The organism is Cellulophaga baltica (genome assembly GCF_900102165.1).
GTDB classification, from domain to species: domain Bacteria; phylum Bacteroidota; class Bacteroidia; order Flavobacteriales; family Flavobacteriaceae; genus Cellulophaga; species Cellulophaga baltica.
Genome location: NZ_FNBD01000005.1, coordinates 160341 through 178068, shown reverse-complemented (window position 1 = coordinate 178068; position 17728 = coordinate 160341). Strand labels below are relative to the sequence as shown.

At 34.3% G+C, this 17728-nt stretch carries 18 protein-coding genes; 11 read left to right on the top strand and 7 right to left on the bottom strand.

Annotation, left to right across the window (positions count from 1 at the left end):
* The first annotated feature begins 6 nt into the window (after window positions 1–6).
* Genes BLQ19_RS10405 through BLQ19_RS10390 form a run of 4 tightly spaced genes read left to right on the top strand, consistent with a single transcriptional unit; the run spans window position 7 to window position 4471 of the window.
* Complete coding sequence (locus BLQ19_RS10405; protein WP_074538312.1) at window positions 7–1878, top strand: alpha-amylase family glycosyl hydrolase; 1872 nt, start codon at window positions 7–9, stop codon at window positions 1876–1878.
* A 5-nt stretch (window positions 1879–1883) separates the two neighbouring features.
* Window positions 1884–2627 carry a glycerophosphodiester phosphodiesterase gene (locus tag BLQ19_RS10400; protein WP_074538311.1) on the top strand — a complete coding sequence of 248 codons (744 nt, stop codon included), beginning with the start codon at window positions 1884–1886 and terminating at the stop codon, window positions 2625–2627.
* Window positions 2628–2630: 3 nt separating this feature from the next.
* A complete protein-coding gene (locus BLQ19_RS10395) occupies window positions 2631–3926 on the top strand; it encodes a BaiN/RdsA family NAD(P)/FAD-dependent oxidoreductase (protein ID WP_074538310.1) in 1296 nt (431 codons plus the stop codon).
* Window positions 3923–4471, top strand: coding sequence for a DUF1697 domain-containing protein (locus BLQ19_RS10390; RefSeq protein ID WP_074538309.1), 549 nt, complete (start codon window positions 3923–3925; stop codon window positions 4469–4471). The genes BLQ19_RS10395 and BLQ19_RS10390 overlap by 4 nt, the downstream gene beginning before the upstream one ends.
* On the opposite strand, the gene BLQ19_RS10385 is transcribed toward BLQ19_RS10390, so the two are convergent.
* Window positions 4464–4937, bottom strand: coding sequence for a TspO/MBR family protein (locus tag BLQ19_RS10385; protein ID WP_025613801.1), 474 nt, complete (start codon window positions 4935–4937; stop codon window positions 4464–4466). The two genes, BLQ19_RS10390 and BLQ19_RS10385, sit on opposite strands and share 8 nt — an antisense overlap.
* A gap of 99 nt (window positions 4938–5036) precedes the next feature.
* On the opposite strand from BLQ19_RS10385, the gene BLQ19_RS10380 reads away from it, so the two are divergent.
* The 6 genes from BLQ19_RS10380 to BLQ19_RS10355 all read left to right on the top strand — a co-directional run bounded on the left by BLQ19_RS10380 (window position 5037) and on the right by BLQ19_RS10355 (window position 10442).
* Window positions 5037–6131, top strand: a complete 1095-nt coding sequence (locus BLQ19_RS10380; protein WP_074538308.1) for a diphosphomevalonate decarboxylase — start codon at window positions 5037–5039, stop codon at window positions 6129–6131.
* Window positions 6132–6264: 133 nt separating this feature from the next.
* A complete protein-coding gene (locus BLQ19_RS10375) occupies window positions 6265–7203 on the top strand; it encodes a mevalonate kinase family protein (protein ID WP_074538307.1) in 939 nt (312 codons plus the stop codon).
* Window positions 7204–7214: 11 nt separating this feature from the next.
* Window positions 7215–8120: a geranylgeranylglycerol-phosphate geranylgeranyltransferase gene (locus BLQ19_RS10370; RefSeq protein ID WP_024479044.1), complete on the top strand. Its 906-nt coding sequence runs from the start codon at window positions 7215–7217 to the stop codon at window positions 8118–8120.
* Window positions 8121–9071, top strand: coding sequence for a carbon-nitrogen hydrolase family protein (locus BLQ19_RS10365; protein WP_025613798.1), 951 nt, complete (start codon window positions 8121–8123; stop codon window positions 9069–9071).
* Window positions 9072–9170: 99 nt separating this feature from the next.
* The gene (locus tag BLQ19_RS10360) at window positions 9171–10013 is read left to right on the top strand and encodes a pseudouridine synthase (protein WP_029444985.1); all 843 of its coding nucleotides are present in this window, start codon (window positions 9171–9173) and stop codon (window positions 10011–10013) included.
* A gap of 12 nt (window positions 10014–10025) precedes the next feature.
* A complete protein-coding gene (locus BLQ19_RS10355) occupies window positions 10026–10442 on the top strand; it encodes a hypothetical protein (protein ID WP_034667757.1) in 417 nt (138 codons plus the stop codon).
* A gap of 490 nt (window positions 10443–10932) precedes the next feature.
* Here BLQ19_RS10355 and BLQ19_RS10345 read toward each other — a convergent pair whose 3' ends face one another.
* Complete coding sequence (locus tag BLQ19_RS10345) at window positions 10933–11157, bottom strand: type IX secretion system membrane protein PorP/SprF (protein ID WP_024479040.1); 225 nt, start codon at window positions 11155–11157, stop codon at window positions 10933–10935.
* Window positions 11158–11557: 400 nt separating this feature from the next.
* Between BLQ19_RS10345 and BLQ19_RS10340 the strand changes: the two genes are divergently transcribed.
* Entirely contained in the window at window positions 11558–12625 is a 1068-nt protein-coding gene (locus BLQ19_RS10340) for an endonuclease/exonuclease/phosphatase family protein (RefSeq protein ID WP_074538305.1), read from the top strand.
* Window positions 12626–12698: 73 nt separating this feature from the next.
* Here BLQ19_RS10340 and argH read toward each other — a convergent pair whose 3' ends face one another.
* The 5 genes from argH to proB form a co-directional block, all read right to left on the bottom strand.
* On the bottom strand, window positions 12699–13979 hold the full coding sequence (gene argH / locus BLQ19_RS10335) for an argininosuccinate lyase (RefSeq protein ID WP_074538304.1): 1281 nt from the start codon (window positions 13977–13979) through the stop codon (window positions 12699–12701).
* Window positions 13980–14055: 76 nt separating this feature from the next.
* Entirely contained in the window at window positions 14056–15126 is a 1071-nt protein-coding gene (locus BLQ19_RS10330; protein ID WP_074538303.1) for a M20 family metallo-hydrolase, read from the bottom strand.
* Window positions 15127–15128: 2 nt separating this feature from the next.
* Entirely contained in the window at window positions 15129–15953 is an 825-nt protein-coding gene (argB, locus tag BLQ19_RS10325; protein ID WP_074538302.1) for an acetylglutamate kinase, read from the bottom strand.
* Between the two features lie 40 nt (window positions 15954–15993).
* A complete protein-coding gene (locus BLQ19_RS10320; RefSeq protein ID WP_074538301.1) occupies window positions 15994–16935 on the bottom strand; it encodes a Rossmann-fold NAD(P)-binding domain-containing protein in 942 nt (313 codons plus the stop codon).
* A gap of 29 nt (window positions 16936–16964) precedes the next feature.
* Window positions 16965–17726 (bottom strand): glutamate 5-kinase, encoded by a 762-nt coding sequence (gene proB / locus BLQ19_RS10315; protein WP_074538300.1) that lies wholly within the window; start codon window positions 17724–17726, stop codon window positions 16965–16967.
* Between the last annotated feature and the right edge of the window lie 2 nt (window positions 17727–17728).

The window sequence follows — 17728 nt, the reverse complement described above, 5'->3', positions numbered from 1 at the left end:
GTATCGATGAGAAAATGGTATGCTTTACTTGTTTTAATCATAATTTTTGCCTGTAAGAATGATAAAAAAGAAGAAAAAATCATGAAACCTACAAGTTCAATTAAAAAGAAGGAAGTGGTGTACCAAGTGTTTACACGTCTTTTTGGAAATACAAATACGACCAATAAACCTTGGGGGACTATTGAAGAAAACGGAGTGGGAAAATTTTCTGATTTCACAGAAAAAGCGTTGACCGAAATTAAAGATTTAGGTGTAACACATATTTGGTATACCGGTATTCCCCATCATGATGTTATTAGAGATTATACGTCAATTGGCATTTCTAATGATGATCCGGATATTGTAAAAGGTAGAGCTGGTTCTCCATATGCGGTAAAAGATTATTACAATGTAAATCCAGATTTAGCAGATGATCCTAAAAATAGATTAAAAGAGTTTCAAGCATTAATTAAGCGTACGCACAAAGTAGGTTTAAAACTTATTATTGATATTGTTCCTAATCATGTGGCGCGCAATTATGAAGGTAAAACAACCCCTAAAGGTCAAGAGCCATTTGGAGCTTCTGATGATACCTCAGTAGAATACCATCGGGATAATAATTTTTATTACATCCCAAATGCGGAGTTTAAAGTTCCGCAATGGCAAGATGGATATCAGCCTCTAGGAGGAGAAAAGATTAGTTTGGCAGATGGAAAATATACTGAGATTCCTGCGAGATGGACGGGTAATGGTTCTAGATTAGCACAACCAGATAGGAATGATTGGTATGAAACTGTAAAAGTTAATTATGGAGTACGGCCAGATGGTTCTTATGATTTTGAGGTGCTTCCTGATAATTTTGATGCCAAAGATTATAAAAGCCATTTTGAGTTTTGGGAAGGTAAAAATGTACCAGATTCATGGATGAAATTTAAAGACATCGCATTGTATTGGTTGGCAATGGGAGTAGATGGTTTTCGTTTTGATATGGCAGAAATGGTGCCAGTGGAGTTTTGGAGCTATATGAATTCAAACATCAAAATGCAAAATTCAACCGCTTTTCTATTGGCGGAAGTATATAATCCTGATTTGTATCGGACTTATATTCATAAAGGGAAAATGGATTATCTGTATGATAAGGTAGAACTCTATGATAGTCTTAAACATATCATGGCGGGTCATGGGTGGACAGATCATATAGAAACGGTAGAACGTGGTATGAAAGATATCGAGCACCATATGCTTCGCTTTTTAGAAAATCATGATGAGCAGCGTATCGCGAGTCCTGAATTTGCAGGAGATCCTAAAATTGCAAAGCCTGCAATGGTGGTATCTGCTGCTTTGAGTACGGCGCCTACCATGATTTACTTTGGGCAAGAAGTAGGAGAGCCGGGAGCAGAGAACGCAGGTTTTGGGAGCCCAAGCAGAACATCAATATTTGATTATATTGGAGTGCCAACATTTCAACGTTGGGTGAATAATAAAAAATTTGACGGAGGACAGTCTACTGAAGACGAGAAAAATTTACGAGATTTTTATAAACGTCTTTTAAATTTCACCATTGGGAGTAGTGCTTTGATGGGGCAATATCAAGAAATTCATTATTATAATAAGGACCACACAGAGGGTTATGATCATCGTGTATTTTCATTTTGTAGATGGTCTGATGATGAAAAATTAATTATAGTTACAAATTTTGATAAAGAAAAGACGTACGATCTTACATTAAAAGTCCCGGAGTTTATGATTGAAAAATGGAAGCTGTCATCAGGAACATTTCCAATGGAAGATCAATTATACCATGATTCAAATCCTGAATTAAAAGTGACGGATACTAAAAGAGGTGAGTTCTCAATTCAAATAAAGCCTTTAGAATCATTTATCTTTAAATTAAAATAATAGATATGAAGAGCATAACAATGCTTCTTTTTCTACTTGTTTCCAGTTCGTGTATGAAAAATAAATCGCTATTAGTTATTGGACATCGTGGAGCAATGGGTCACGAGACCGAAAATACAATTCCTTCTATAAAAAAAGCTTTAGAATTAGACGTGGATATGATAGAGATTGACGTCTTCAAAATTGCAAGTGGAGAAATAGTTGTTTTTCATGATGATACTATTGACCGGTTAACAGATGGGATAGGGAATATAGAAGAATATACATGGAGCCAATTGCAAAAAGTTACTGTAAAAGGAAATCATAAGATACCTTTACTAACGGAAGTGATAAATGTAATTGATAGAAGGGTTCCTTTAAATATAGAATTGAAAGGCGCAGGAACTGCTAAAGATGTTAATGGCATTATATCAGCATACTTCAAAGAGGGATGGGTGTCAGATGATTTTTTAATTTCAAGTTTTAATTGGGAGGAACTTAAAGTGATGCGTATGGAAAATGCGGGGATTAAAATTGCTGTATTGATAGAAAATGACGATCCGCGAGAAGCCTTACCTTTAGCAAAAGATTTAAAGGCAGTGGCTATTAATCCAGATTTTGAAAAACTTACTTTGGCAATAGCAGATGAAATAAAAGCAGCAGGCTTTAAAATTTATCCATGGACTGTCAATGAGCCGGATGCCATTGATGAAATGATACAAATTGGTGTAGATGGTGTATTTACCAACTTTCCAGAAAGAATAAAATAAATAATGTTTGATGTTATAATAGTAGGTGGCGGAGCAGCTGGTTTTTATGCTGCAATCCATATCGCAGAAGCAAATCCTGCTTTTAAAATAGCCATACTAGAACGTGGTAAAGAAGTACTAACAAAAGTTAAAGTTTCTGGTGGAGGGCGCTGCAATGTAACACATGCAGAATTTGATCCTAATGAATTGGTTAAAAATTACCCAAGAGGAGAAAAAGAATTACGCGGACCTTTTCATACTTATTGCAGTGGAGATACTATTGCTTTTTTCGATAAAAGAGGAATTACACTTAAGATAGAAGAAGATGGAAGAATGTTTCCGGAAAGTAATACCTCGCAAACCATAGTAGATTGTTTTACCAGTGAAGCAGAGCGCTTGGGTATAAAATTACTTAGAAATAGTTCTGTAGTAGCTATTGAGACTGTTCAGAAATCTGAGGAATCTCCTCTGGAAGGTTGGATGATAGCTTCTATTCAGAAAAAATATTACGCTAAAAAAATACTAGTTACTACAGGGAGTAATCCTAAAATATGGAAACTTTTAGAGAAATTAGGGCATACGATAGTACCACCAGTTCCATCATTATTTACCTTCAATATTAAAGATGATCGTATAGATGGTATTCCTGGAGTAAGTACGTATGCTTCGGTAGAAGTGTTGGAAAAAACCTTGCCAAGTAAAGTAACTATCAATTTAAAAAGTAAAGTAGCCTCTAAAGCACTATTAGTATCAGAGGGGCCTTTGTTAATTACACATTGGGGTATGAGCGGACCAGCGATTTTAAAGCTTTCTGCTTGGGGTGCTAGAATGTTGAATGATTGGAATTACCGTTTTAAAATTAAGGTAAATTGGCTTCCTGAGTATGAAGAGGAAGGAATGTTGCAATTACTATTACAGATAAAAGGTGTAGAAGCAAAAAAAACGGTGTTGCGTACAAATGCAGTAGCTATTCCTAAAAGGCTCTGGGTTCATCTCGTAAAGGCTTCAGATATTTCAGAAGAAGTGAAATGGGCAGATGTTACTAAGATTCAATTACAGCAATTAGCAAAAGAATTAACCGCAGGAGAATATCAAGTAGATGGTAAAAGTACGTTCAAAGAAGAATTTGTTACCGCCGGCGGGGTAGATTTAAAAGAAATAAATTTTAAAACCTATGAAAGCAAAATAGTAACCAATTTGTTTTTTGCAGGAGAGGTTATTAATGTGGATGCCATAACAGGTGGTTTTAATTTTCAAAATGCCTGGACTAGCGGATATATCTCTGCTCAGGCAATTGCCGCTAAAAAAATAAGTTTATGACAACCTATATTCTACTTTTACGAGGCATAAATGTTTCTGGTCAGAAAAAGATTAAGATGGTAGATTTAAAGCGCACCCTTGAAAAGTTAGGCTTGAAAAATGTGCAAACTTATATACAAAGTGGTAATGTAGTTTTTGAATCAGATGAATTATCAAAGTCGATTTTGATAGCCACTATTGAAAGTCTAATGTTGAAAACAGTTGATTTTGAGGTTCCTATACTGCTTTTTTATGCAGAAGAGTTTAAATTAATTTTAGAAAATTCGCCATACTTAGCTATTGAAACCTTAGCGGCAAACCATTCTTATTTTGTGCTTCTTATAACACCTCCAATAGATTCTCTGAAGCAAAAATTGCAATCAGAGACATTTTTAAATGAAGAATTTAGCATTGCATCAGCATGCATTTATTTAAAATGTAATGTAGGTTATGGTAAAGCAAAGTGCAACAATAATTTTTTTGAGCGAAAACTAAAAATCCAAGCAACCACGAGAAATTATAAGACGATGTCTAAATTAGTGGCGCTTTCAGAGGTTCTTAATTAAGTTCCCAGATTTTATAGTTTAGTGCAGTGGCGAAGCAAACCCAAAGTAAGTAAGGAATAAGAAGGTACGCGGCCGTAGTATGTACCACCTTAAACCAGCGGATAGTTAGTATAATAAGGATCAATAGTGTCAAAATCACCACCAATGCCCAGAAGGGTTGCTTTAATCCAAAGAAGACAATACTCCACAAGGCATTAAAGAGCAACTGAAATATAAAATGGTACAAAGCGGTTTTTACCCATATATGATGAAATCCTTTTGCCCAAACCAATCCGGCTGAAATACCCATCATCACATACAATACACTCCAAACTGGAGCAAAAACAGCGTTAGGTGGGTTAAAACTAGGTTTGTTAAGTGCAGGATACCAGTCTAAAATAGAGGCCTTTGTGGCAAAGCTAGATAAAAATCCTATAACCAAGCAAATGGCAACAGCGATACTAATATAATATATTTGTTTTTTCAAAATACATGTGGGTGTCTCGCATCTAAAATAGTGATTTAATTTTATTGTTAATAATGGAATTGCACTTAAAAACTATCTTTGTAACAAAATTGAAACTTCATGATTGAAAAAGACTTTATCCCTTCGGCTTATAACCAAACAATTACAGAAGGTAAAGTAAGCTATAAATCACCTAGTAATATTGCTTTGGTTAAGTACTGGGGAAAGAAAGAAAATCAATTACCACAGAATCCGTCTATAAGTTTTACGCTAGATGCTTGTGCTACCACGACTACAGTTTCTTTCAAAAAACTGGATAAATTATCAGATAATTATTCATTTGATTTATGGTTTGAAGGGAAGGTAAAGGAAGATTTTAAGCCAAAGATAGTGACTTTCTTTTCTAGGGTAGCGGTGTACTTACCATTTTTAAAAGCGTATCATTTTACGATAGAAACATCTAATTCTTTTCCGCATAGTAGTGGTATCGCTTCTTCTGCAAGCGGAATGTCTGCTTTAGCTTTATGTATGGTGGCTTTAGAAAAACAACTTAATCCAGAAATGAACGACGATTATTTCGTTCAGAAAGCATCTTTTTTAGCCAGATTAGGGTCGGGGAGTGCATGTAGAAGTATTGAGGGTGATATTGTGCAATGGGGTAAGCATGAAAAAACAAAAGGGAGTTCAGATTTGTTCGGAATAAAATATCCTTATGTCGTACACGACAATTTTAAACGATTTCATGATACTATCTTACTCGTAGATAAAGGTCAAAAGCAAGTAAGTAGTACGGTAGGGCATAATTTAATGCATAATCATCCCTATGCAACACAGCGGTTTGAACAAGCGCATGACAATTTAGATAAATTGATTGCTGTTTTTAAAAGCGGTGATTTAAAAGAATTTATAGCTATTGTAGAAAGTGAGGCCTTAACCTTACATGCTATGATGATGACAAGTATGCCTTATTTTATTTTAATGAAACCCAATACTTTGGAAATCATCAATAAAATATGGGAGTTTAGAGAAAAATCTGGTTCTAATGTTTGCTTTACTTTAGATGCAGGAGCCAATGTTCATGTACTCTATCCTGAAAATGAAAAAGATATTGTTTTTCAATTTATTAAAGAAGAGTTAATTGCATATTGTGAAAACCAGCAGTATATTTGTGACCGAATTGGATTTGGTGCTAAACAATTAAAAATGAATGCCTAACGACTATAATTAAAGCTAATTATTTGCGTTATTGAGGAAGGTTTAAAGTGATTTTTACACTTATAAATGGGTTGAAGCTCATTTAAAGTGTAATAATTTGTTAATTTAGTGCTAAGTTAAAACAATCAAAAAGGTGAAGGGACCATTATTTTATTCAAAAATTTTACTTTTCGGAGAATATGGAATTATAAAAGATTCTAAAGGATTGTCCATACCTTATAATTTTTTTAAAGGAGCTTTAAAATCGGATGATAATTTATCGGATGAAGCAAAGAAATCTAATGAAAGTTTGGAGCGTTTTGCTGCATATCTTGAAGAATTAGCAGTAGAAAACCCAGAACTAGTAGCTTTCGATATAGCCTTATTGAAAAAGGGTGTAGCTCAAGGAATGTATTTTGATAGTTCAATACCACAAGGATATGGTGTAGGGAGTAGCGGTGCTTTAGTTGCTGCTATATATGATAAATACGCCTTTGATAAAATAACAGTTTTAGAGAATCTTACTAGAGAAAAATTACTGACCTTAAAAACTATATTTGGGAAAATGGAATCATTTTTTCATGGGAAGTCTTCAGGACTAGATCCTTTAAATAGTTACTTAAGCTTACCTATTTTAATTAATTCTAAAGACAATATTGAATCCACTAGCATTCCTTCTCAAAATGCAGAAGGTAAAGGTGCTGTGTTTTTATTAGATAGTGGTATTGTTGGAGAAACGGCGCCAATGGTGCAAATTTTTATGGAGCAAATGAAAGAAAAAGGCTTCCGTAAAATGTTAAAAGAACAATTTATTAAACACACAGATGCTTGTGTAGAAGATTTTGTTAGCGGTAACGTAAGTTCTCTTTTTGGAAATTTAAAGCAACTTTCTCATGTAGTTTTAGATAACTTTAAACCAATGATTCCAGTGGAGTTTCATAAACTTTGGAAACACGGGATTGATACGAACGAATACTACTTGAAACTTTGTGGTTCTGGTGGTGGTGGTTATATCCTAGGATTTACCGAAGATTTTGAGAAAGCTAAAAAATCCTTGAATGGTCATAAATTAGAAGTAGTCTATAACTTCTAAAAACAATCCGCATGCTTAATAGAAAAAACAAGCTCCTGCTTTTAAAGTTATTGAGTCTGTTTTCTGTTGTTAGGGGGTACAATATTTTAATTATTGTAATCGCTCAATATTTAGCATCCATTTATATCTTATCACCTAATTTACCACTTCGCAAGGTGGTTTTTGATTTTAACCTTTTCCTTATTGTTTTATCTTCTGCCATGGTTATTGCAGCGGGTTACATCATAAATAATTTTTACGATGCGGAAAAAGATCTGATAAATAAGCCGCGCAAAACAATGCTAGATAGGTTGGTGAGTCAGCGTTTTAAACTAAGCACTTATTTTGTCCTAAATTTTTTAGCAGCCTTGGTCGCAAGCTATGTTTCTTTCAAAGCTGTTTTGTTTTTCTCTTCGTATATTTTCGGAATTTGGATTTATTCACACAAACTGAAAAGAATCCCATTTGTTGGAAATTTTATTTCGGCCACACTTGCCGTAGCACCCTTTTTTGTGGTTTTTGTATATTATAAAAACTTTGAATCGGTCATATTTGTGCATGCACTATTTTTATTTTTAGTGATTTTAGCACGAGAACTCATCAAAGATTTAGAGAATATGGCAGGAGATTTGGCTCAGAATTATAAAACGATCCCTATTCTCTATGGGGAAAATACCTCAAAAACTATTATTGGTATGTTGTTTCTTCTCACTTTAATTCCTTCCATGCTATTAATCTTTAAATTTGATGTAGGATACATGTACGGCTATTTCATAGCTTGTGTTGTTTTGCTGTTGCTATGCCTAGTTTTGTTGTTGCGTTCAGATTCTAAAAAACACTACATCTTATTACATAATATTCTAAAGCTTATCATTATTGCAGGGGTTTTTAGTATCTTGTTGATTAATGTAGATCTGGTATTAAATAGAATTTTATAGATGAATAATTTACTTAAAGTAGCCTTAGCGCAAATTTCTCCTGTGTGGCTAGATAAAGAAGCAACCCTAAAGAAAATAGAATCTTCCATTGCAGAAGCGGCAGCTCAAAAAACAGAATTAATAGTTTTTGGTGAGGCGTTATTACCAGGATATCCATTTTGGTTGGCACTAACAGAAGGTGCTTCTTGGGATTTAAAAGTAAATAAAGAAATTCACGCACACTATGTTCGTAATGCGATACAGGTTGAAGCAGGAGAACTAGACGCTGTTTGTAATTTAGCAAAGGAGCATTCTATAGCCATTTATTTAGGTATTATGGAACGTGCAAAAAATAGAGGAGGCCATAGTATTTACTGTTCACTTGTCTATATTAATGAACAAGGAGAGATAAAATCTGTGCACCGAAAATTGCAGCCTACCTATGATGAGCGATTAACTTGGGCTCCAGGAGACGGTAATGGTTTGCAAGTTCATCCTTTAAAAGAATTTACGGTTGGTGGGTTAAACTGTTGGGAAAATTGGATGCCATTACCTCGTACAGCGCTTTACGGTTTAGGAGAAAATTTACATATTGCTGTTTGGCCAGGTAGTGACCATAATACCAAAGATATTACTCGTTTTATTGCACGGGAATCTCGTAGTTATGTAATATCTGTATCTTCTCTAATGAAGAAAACAGATTTCCCTAAAGCTACTCCGCATATAGAAGCAATTTTAGAAAAATCTCCCGAAGTTTTAGCGAATGGAGGATCATGTATTGCTGGCCCAGATGGGGAATGGCTTGTAGAACCTGTTTTGGATACGGAAGGTCTTATCTATCATACCTTAGATTTTAATCGGGTATATGAAGAGCGTCAGAATTTTGATGTGGTAGGGCATTACTCTAGGCCAGATGTTACTAAGTTAACGGTAAATAGAGAGCGACAATCTACTGTAGCGTACACCGATTAAGAACTAATTTTAACTTTATCTAACCTAGACAGTTAAATCAAAGGCTAGTTTGCTTATACATCCGATTTCCTTTATTACCTTTGCGGAAATATTTTAGTTATGAGTAGGTCAGATTCCAACAATGATAATAAGTCATCAGGAAGAGAAGGGGGAACATTTAGAAAGAAAAGTTATGCGAGAGGTAACGCTCCCATTAAGAAGAAGATAGAAACGAGAAAGCCTTCTAACCCAAATGTTCTACGACTAAATAGGTATGTAGCAAATTCAGGTGTTTGTTCTCGTAGAGAAGCAGATATCTATATTGCTGCAGGTAGTGTAACTGTTAATGGCAAGCCTATCATTGAAATGGGATATAAAGTTCAGCTAACAGACGAAGTTCGTTTTGATGGTAGACTTTTAAATCCAATCAAAAAAGAATATATCGTATTAAACAAGCCTAAAGATTTTGCTACATCTACTAGAGATGGTTCAGGTAATCGAACTGCAATGGGCTTAGTTTCTAATGCATCAAAAGCAAAATTACTTCCTGTAGGTAAAATGGATAAGGCTTCAACAGGCTTATTGTTATTTACCAATGATGGTGATTTAACGGCTCGTTTAAATTCGCCTAAAAATGGGTTGCGTAAAATTTTTCACGTAGAATTAACCAAGCCTTTGAAAAGTACAGACCTTAAACGGATAAAGGAAGGTATTGAGATAGAAGAGAGTATTGTAAGAATACAAGATATTAGTTATATCGAGAATGCTCCGAAAACACAAGTTGGTATTGAAATATTTAGTACTAGAAACAATATTGTGCGTAGACTTTTTGAAAAATTAGACTATGATGTCGTTAAGCTAGACCTTGTGGTTTACGCCGGACTTACTAAAAAAGATTTACCACGTGGACATTGGAGACCTCTGACTGAGCAAGAAATTATCAATTTAGGAATGATAAAATAATAGGAGCTCAACATGTTAAAGAACAAGCCGCATTTAGTTTTATGGTTTATAGGGGCCTTGCTAGCAATAGGGTGCTGCATTTCGTATTTCTTTAAGATTGATACTAATTTTCTATTAACTTTAGGGGAAACGTATTTAGTAGTAGCGCATTCACATATTTTTCTATTAGGATCTCTTTGGTTTTTGCTATGTGGATTCGGGTATTTTATTTTACAAAAATATGAGATAACACCAATCTATTCCCTTACTAAAATTCATTTGATTGCCACGTTATTAAGTTTGCTAGGTATCGTTGTTGATCAATTTACCAACAACGATGGTGTCGAATCTGTAATTGCTTGGACATCAATCTTACTATTTCTTGTAGCGCAAACAATTTACTTTATAAATATTACTACAGCAACGGTATTAAAAGTAAGGGTGAAGTAGATTAGTTATATGTTGAATATTAAAAATATATGCTCACTCAAAGAAAAACCGCATATTATTCTTTGGTTTTTTACTGCGCTATGTTTTGTTATTTATTTGTTGAACTATTTTTTTAACGATGATTCAACGATCGATATAAGCTATTATGATACGTATTATGTACTCTCTAAAAGTTCACTACTGCAGGTTTTGGGGTACTGGTTTTTTGTCTGTGGTATGGGTTACTTTCTCTTGAATTTTTATAACAAAAGAATCTTTTCTTGGTTAAGTAGGATTCATGTGTGGATGAGCTTATTAGCCATCACATTGATACTATTAGAATACAGTAATGTGAATTTTTTAAGTTCTACAAAACGATTTTATGAGATTACAGTATATTCTGAAACTTTAAATTATCTGGGAATACTACTTTTTATAATAGCTCAAATTATTTATTTTTTTCACATGCTTCTAAGTATTTTTAAGAAGCAACAACCTTAATTAGAAGATATTAATCAATAGCATACCCTTCGCCAAATTGATAACTAAGTACAAACCCATGTGTATTTCCTAGCGGAGATTTGTTGGTACTTAGGTTGTAATTATATATAAACCGGACGCTATCAAAAAGATATACTCCGGCCAATAGGTTAAGAGAAGAGCTTGTTCTGTAACCTCCTCCTATTTCAAACTTATTTTTAAAACTAACCGCTACGTTTAAATCTGCTTGTAGCAAATCTCAATCCGTAATAGTATAAAAGGTTTTAACATCAGTATTTGATAATCAATAGGATTTAGATCAGTTGAATAATTAGTAATCTACTCAATTTACCCATTTCCGTAAAATATAGGCTGTAATTCTTTAAGTTAATGCGTTAAGATTTAACTCATTTCAACAAACAGCATATTTTACTTGTAGGTACCTTGCCTTTAAAATAAAAATTATGAAGATTACTCCACTAATAGGAATGGCAAAATTGTTTGTCAAAAGCAAAAAAATAAAACTGGTACTTATAGGTGCTCAATTTGGATATATGGGCTATAAATATTTAAAAAGTAGAAAGCGAAAAAGAAATAATCTAAAAACTTTAAAATCGTAGAAGATTTCAAGTCAGTAATTTTTTTAAATATGTTCCATGAAAATCAAGGTGTTTCTTAGGGTTTTTGGGGTTATTTCAATCCTCTTGACAATATTTCCGTATATCTCGGCAAACCAATGGTACATTCGCATTTTTGATTTCCCACACCTTCAGCTTACGTTGCTTACGTTGTTAGCACTACTGGTCTATTTTCTTAAGTTTAATTTTGGAAATTTTATAGATTACCTCTTCGTGCTTGTTTTAGGCCTATGCTTTGTATTTCAGAGTTTGAAAATATATCCGTACACTGCATTTGCTCATTATGAGGTTCAGAATTCCAGCCCTTCTGCATCTAATGAGCTTAGTATTTACACGGCAAATGTGCTACAAGAGAATAAAAAAATAAAAGAGCTGTTATCTGACATTAAAAGTAATGATGCAGATCTTATGGTTTTTACAGAAACGAACACTCGATGGATAAATATATTAAAAAAAGAGTTAGCAGAAACTTATAGGTATACCGTTGAAGTGCCTTTGGAGAATACTTATGGAATGGTACTTTTCTCTAAATTGGAATCACACAACGCTGCTGTGCATTATATGGTTGAAGATTCGATCCCTTCAATTCACACGCAAATAATATTAGAAACTAAAGACACCATACAACTCTATGCAATTCACCCAGCACCACCAGCCCCACAGCACAATCCTTCTTCAGTAGACCGGGATGCAGAGATGATGAAAGTTACACGATTAGCTAGAGAATCTAAATTTCCTGTCGTTGTATTGGGTGATTTTAATGATGTTGCCTGGTCTGAGACTACTACTTTGTTTCAAAAGGTAAGCGGACTTTTAGATTTGCGAAAAGGGCGAGGTTTTTACAGTACCTATAATGCTAAAAGTTGGTTTATGCGTTGGCCTTTAGACCATGTATTCGCATCGGCTCATTTTAGAATTAAAGAGGTGCATAGGGGGGCAAAAATTGGTTCTGATCATTTTCCATTTTACGCTAAGTTTACTTTTGAACCTAAGTTATCAGCTATGCAAAAGCTACCAGAACCAAGCGACGAAGATCTGAAAACTGCATTTGATCAAATAATAGAAGAAGAAAAAGAAAACGAATAATGGGTGATTGTTGTAAAAAATCACCCATTATAAGATATTATAAAAAGATTTATTTGGTTGTTCCGTTGAAATGTTAGTTTATGTCGTTCATTTTTTTACGAATTTCATTTAAACATAAATTGCCTAAACTGCCTTCATGAGTATGTTTTATATCACGTTTAGGTGTAAACCTACCTTCGTGAATTTCAGTACCCATTTGTTTGTACGCATCGCGAAAAGGAATGCCACTTAAGACCAATTCATTTAAAGTGTCTACGCTAAATAGATAATCATATTTAGGGTCTTCCAAAATGTTTTCATTTACTCTAACTTCTTTTAAGCTGAACGTTAAGATTTCTATACACGCTCTTAAATCTTGAATAGCAGGTACAATCACTTCTTTTACCAATTGTAAATCTCGGTGATATCCACTGGGTAAATTGGTTAAGATTAGAGCTAATTGATTAGGAACTCCCTGAAGTCTATTGCATTTACCTCTCACCAATTCAAAAACATCAGGATTCTTCTTATGCGGCATAATACTAGAACCTGTAGTTAGCTCATCTGGGAAAGAAATAAAATTAAAGTTCTGACTCATATAAAGGCAAATATCCATTCCCATTTTAGAAAGGGTAGCAGCAACACTACTAATTCCAAAGGCAGTAGCTTTTTCTACTTTACCACGTCCCATTTGTGCGGCAACAACATTATATTTTAAATTAGCGAAACCCATTTCTTGTGTTGTAAAAGTTCTGTCAACAGGAAAAGAACTACCGTAACCGGCAGCACTACCTAAAGGGTTTTGGTCTGCTATTTTATATGCAGCATCAATAAAATATAAATCATCTATTAAACTTTCGGCATAGGCAGAAAACCATAGGCCAAAAGAAGAGGGCATTGCAATTTGTAAATGGGTATACCCAGGAATTAAAACCGACTTATATTTATCAGCTAGATTTAATAATAAGTCAAAGAGGATTTTTGTTTCAGATTTTATTTCTGCTAATTCATTCTTCAAATACAAATGCATCGCTACTAAAACCTGATCATTTCTTGAACGCGCTGTATGTATTTTTTTGCCAGTATCACCTAACTTTTCAGTAAGCATATACTCTATTTTAGAGTGCATATCTTCAAAAGAGTCATCAATAACAAATTCTCCTTTTTCAATACTCTCACCAATAGTAGCGAGCTCTTTTACAAGACTCTCTGTTTCTTCTTTTATTAGTAAGCCAATTTTGCCTAACATTTTGGCATGAGCTGTAGATGCTATTACATCATATTTAGCCAATAATAAATCTAATTCACGATCATTACCCACGGTAAAATGATCAATTTTCTTATCGGTGCTAAATCCTTTATCCCAAAGTTTCATAATATTAAGTATTAAGTAGTTAGTATTAAGTACAAAGGTGAATATCAAGCGAAACTTAATAATTTGTACTTAGTACTCAATTCTGTTCAATAAATCCTTCTAAAATTTTAATATACAAATCTATACCTTCTTCTATTTCATTCACATAAATAAATTCATCTGCCGAATGGGAGCGGGTGCTATCACCTGGACCTAATTTTAAAGATTGGCAGGTAAGAGCTGCTTGGTCAGAAAGGGTAGGAGACCCATAGGTTTCTCTTCCTAATGCAATTCCTGATTGTACCAAAGCATGATTTTTATCAATTTTAGACGAGTTTAATTTTAAACCACGTTCTTGTAAGGTGCACGGAGCTTCTTTTTTAAGTAAGTTAGCGACTTCTAGATTGGTATAACAATCATTTACACGAACATCTACTACTAAATCTACTTGTGAGGGTACTACATTATGTTGACTCCCAGCTTTGATTTGGGTGACCGTCATTTTCACTTCTCCTAATGCTTCTGATGTTTTTTCAAAGCTATAGTTTTTAAACCATTCTAGTACTTCAATTGTATTGTAAATAGCATTATCGGTATTAGGGTGTGCCGCATGAGAAGGCGTTCCTTTAACTACTGCATCAAAAACCACTAATCCTTTTTCTGCAATAGCTAAATTCATTAATGTTGGCTCACCTACAATAGCAACATCTATAGGAGGTAGTGAAGGTAAAAGGCCTCTTAAGCTATTTATTCCCGCACTTTCTTCTTCTGCAGACGCGACCATTAATATATTATGATTTAAATTTTCAGAAGCGTAAAAATGTGAAAAGGTAGCTAATAAAGAAACCAAGCAACCTCCAGCATCATTACTGCCTAATCCATACAATTTACCATCTTCAATATGTGGGTGAAAAGGATCTTTTGTATACGCCTGATTTGGCTTTACAGTATCATGGTGCGAGTTTAAAAGCAATGTTGGTTTTGTGTCGTCCCAATGTTTATTTTTCGCATAGACATTATTGTTATCTCTTGTAAATGAAATGTCAAAGGATGTAAACCAAACTTGAATAGCATCGGCCGTTTTATCTTCTTCACTTGAGAAAGATTGAATGCTGATTAACTGTTTTAGTAAAGCTATTGCTTTTTCTGTTAGTTGCTTTTGATTCATGATTATAAGATTATTGTGGTAAACAATTGTGCATCTTCTTGTATCATTTCTATATCACCCAAACATACTTTGTGTACGTTATGGTGTAAAGCATGATAGCAATTTTCTAGCTTTGGAAGCATACCGTCTGCAATAATTTCTTGCGCTAGTAGTTCTTTATATTTTTCACTGTTAATATGTGTTACAACAGAATTTTCATCTTTAATATCTAAAAGGACTCCCTTTTTTTCGAAGCAATAATACAGTGTAGTCTCAAAGGTATCTCCCATGCCTATCGCAATTTCAGAAGCTATCGTATCTGCATTGGTATTTAAAATCCGTCCTTGACCATCGTGAGATAATGCACAAAATACAGGTGTTAAGCCAATTTGTAATAAGGAGGCAACGAATGCTGTATTTACACCGTCTATATCACCTACAAAACCATAATCTATCTCTTTAACGGGGCGTTTGTGCGCCTGTATAGCATTCCCGTCTGCACCGCTAAGTCCTATGGCATTACAGTTCTTTGCTTGTAATTTGGCAACGATAGTTTTGTTGGTTAAACCGCCATATACCATGGTAATTATATCAATACTTTTGCCATCGGTAATACGCCTACCGTTAACTAATTGTGATTCAACCCCTAGTTTACTCGCTAATTGTGTGGCTAATTTACCACCACCATGAACCAAAATTTTAGGACCTTTTATTTTAGAAAAATGGACTAAGAACTTATCAAGTTCACTGGTGTTTTCAATTACATTCCCGCCTATTTTTACAACTGATAAGCTCCTCTTTTTCTCATCAAGGGGAAGATTTATATTTTCGGGTGAATTTGACTTCATTTTTCCGCTTTAAGTTTGTTATTCCTCTTACTTGCCAGTATTAGTTGAGGTTTTCTAGAATTTTTTTCAGTACAATTTGAGCAGAATAGGTTCTATTATTAGCCTGCTCTATGACAATACTTTGGTCAGAATCTAAAACAGCATCTTCTACGACGACATTTCTACGTACAGGTAAGCAATGCATGAATTTTGCATTTCCTAGTTTTGCTTTGGTCATCATCCAATTTTTATCTTGATTAATTACGTTACCGTAGTCCTTGTAGCTGCTCCAATTTTTTACATAAACAAAATCTGCATTTTCTAATGCTTTTTCTTGATTGTATTCTATAGTAGCGTCTTTTGTAATTTCAGGATTTAACTCATAACCTTCTGGATGTGTAATTACAAAATCGGCCTCTTGTTTTAGCATCATTTCCGTGAAAGAATTTGCTACGGCATGTGGTAAAGCTTTAGGGTGTGGCGCCCATGAAAGCACAACTTTTGGTTTCGCTTTTGTATTTTGCTCACTGATTGTGATTGCATCTGCCAAAGCTTGTAAGGGGTGGCCAACAGAGCTCTCCATATTTACAACAGGGATACTCGTATATTTTTTGAAGCCATTAAGGACTAACTCTGCTTCATCTTTTTCTTTATCAGTTAAAGAAGCAAATGCACGGATAGCAACAATATCACAAAATTGTGATACTACCTGCGCAGCTTCTTTAATATGTTCCGATGTACCTTGATCCATAACAGTGCCATCGCCATATTCTAAAGCCCATCCTTCACTTCCAAAATTCATGACCATGACTTCTAAACCTAAATTGGAAGCTGCTTTTTGAGTGCTCAAGCGCGTTCTAAGGCTATTATTAAAAAACAATAGGCAAATGGTTTTATCTGCGCCTAAATTTTTAAATGCTTTAGGGGCTGCCTTTAATGCTCTTGCTTCTTGTACCCAATTTGGGAGTGAATCTATGTCTTGAATGCTAGTGTAATGCTTCATGATACTGTACTTTTTATAGCCTTAAGGCTTTACTTTATTTTTGTAAAATTACTTTTGCCATTCATGGCATCCGTGATAAAATTATCTTTTAGTCCGTTGATGATCCATGTTTCAATGTTAGCAGCTTTTGCAATAGTTGCTGCTTCTATTTTAGATTGCATACCACCAGTGCCGTGTGTAGACTTATGATCGCCTACTTCATTGATTAATTCATTTAAATGTATGACCTCTTTAATTGTTTCTGGCATAGTTTCCGTTAATGATTTTTTGGTGTAAATACCATCAGTATTGGTGGCTATGATCAATAAATCTACTTGCAATAAAGAAGCGGTTAGCGCTGCTAGTTTATCGTTATCTCCAAATTGAATTTCATCGGTAGCTACGGTATCATTTTCATTAATAATGGGGATAAAATTATTCGCTACCAAAACATCTATGGTGTTTTTAATATTCAATTTAGATTTAGGATGTTCAAAGTCTGCATACGATAAGAGGCACTGCGAAGTAAACAGTCCTAATTCGCGAAAATTCTCCTGAAAAATACGCATGAGATGCGGTTGCCCAATAGAAGCTAGTGCTTGTTTTACATTAATATCCTCGCCATTATGTTCGAGCTTTACAAACTGACGTGCAGCAGCAATAGCCCCAGAGCTAACGATAATAAATTCATGCGAATCTTTTAGACGTTCTATTTGACGCCCAATATCTTCTATTTTACCCCGAGAAATATGATTGGTTTCTTTGGTTAAAGTATTAGAACCTATTTTTAATAATACGCGAATCTTTTTCATTT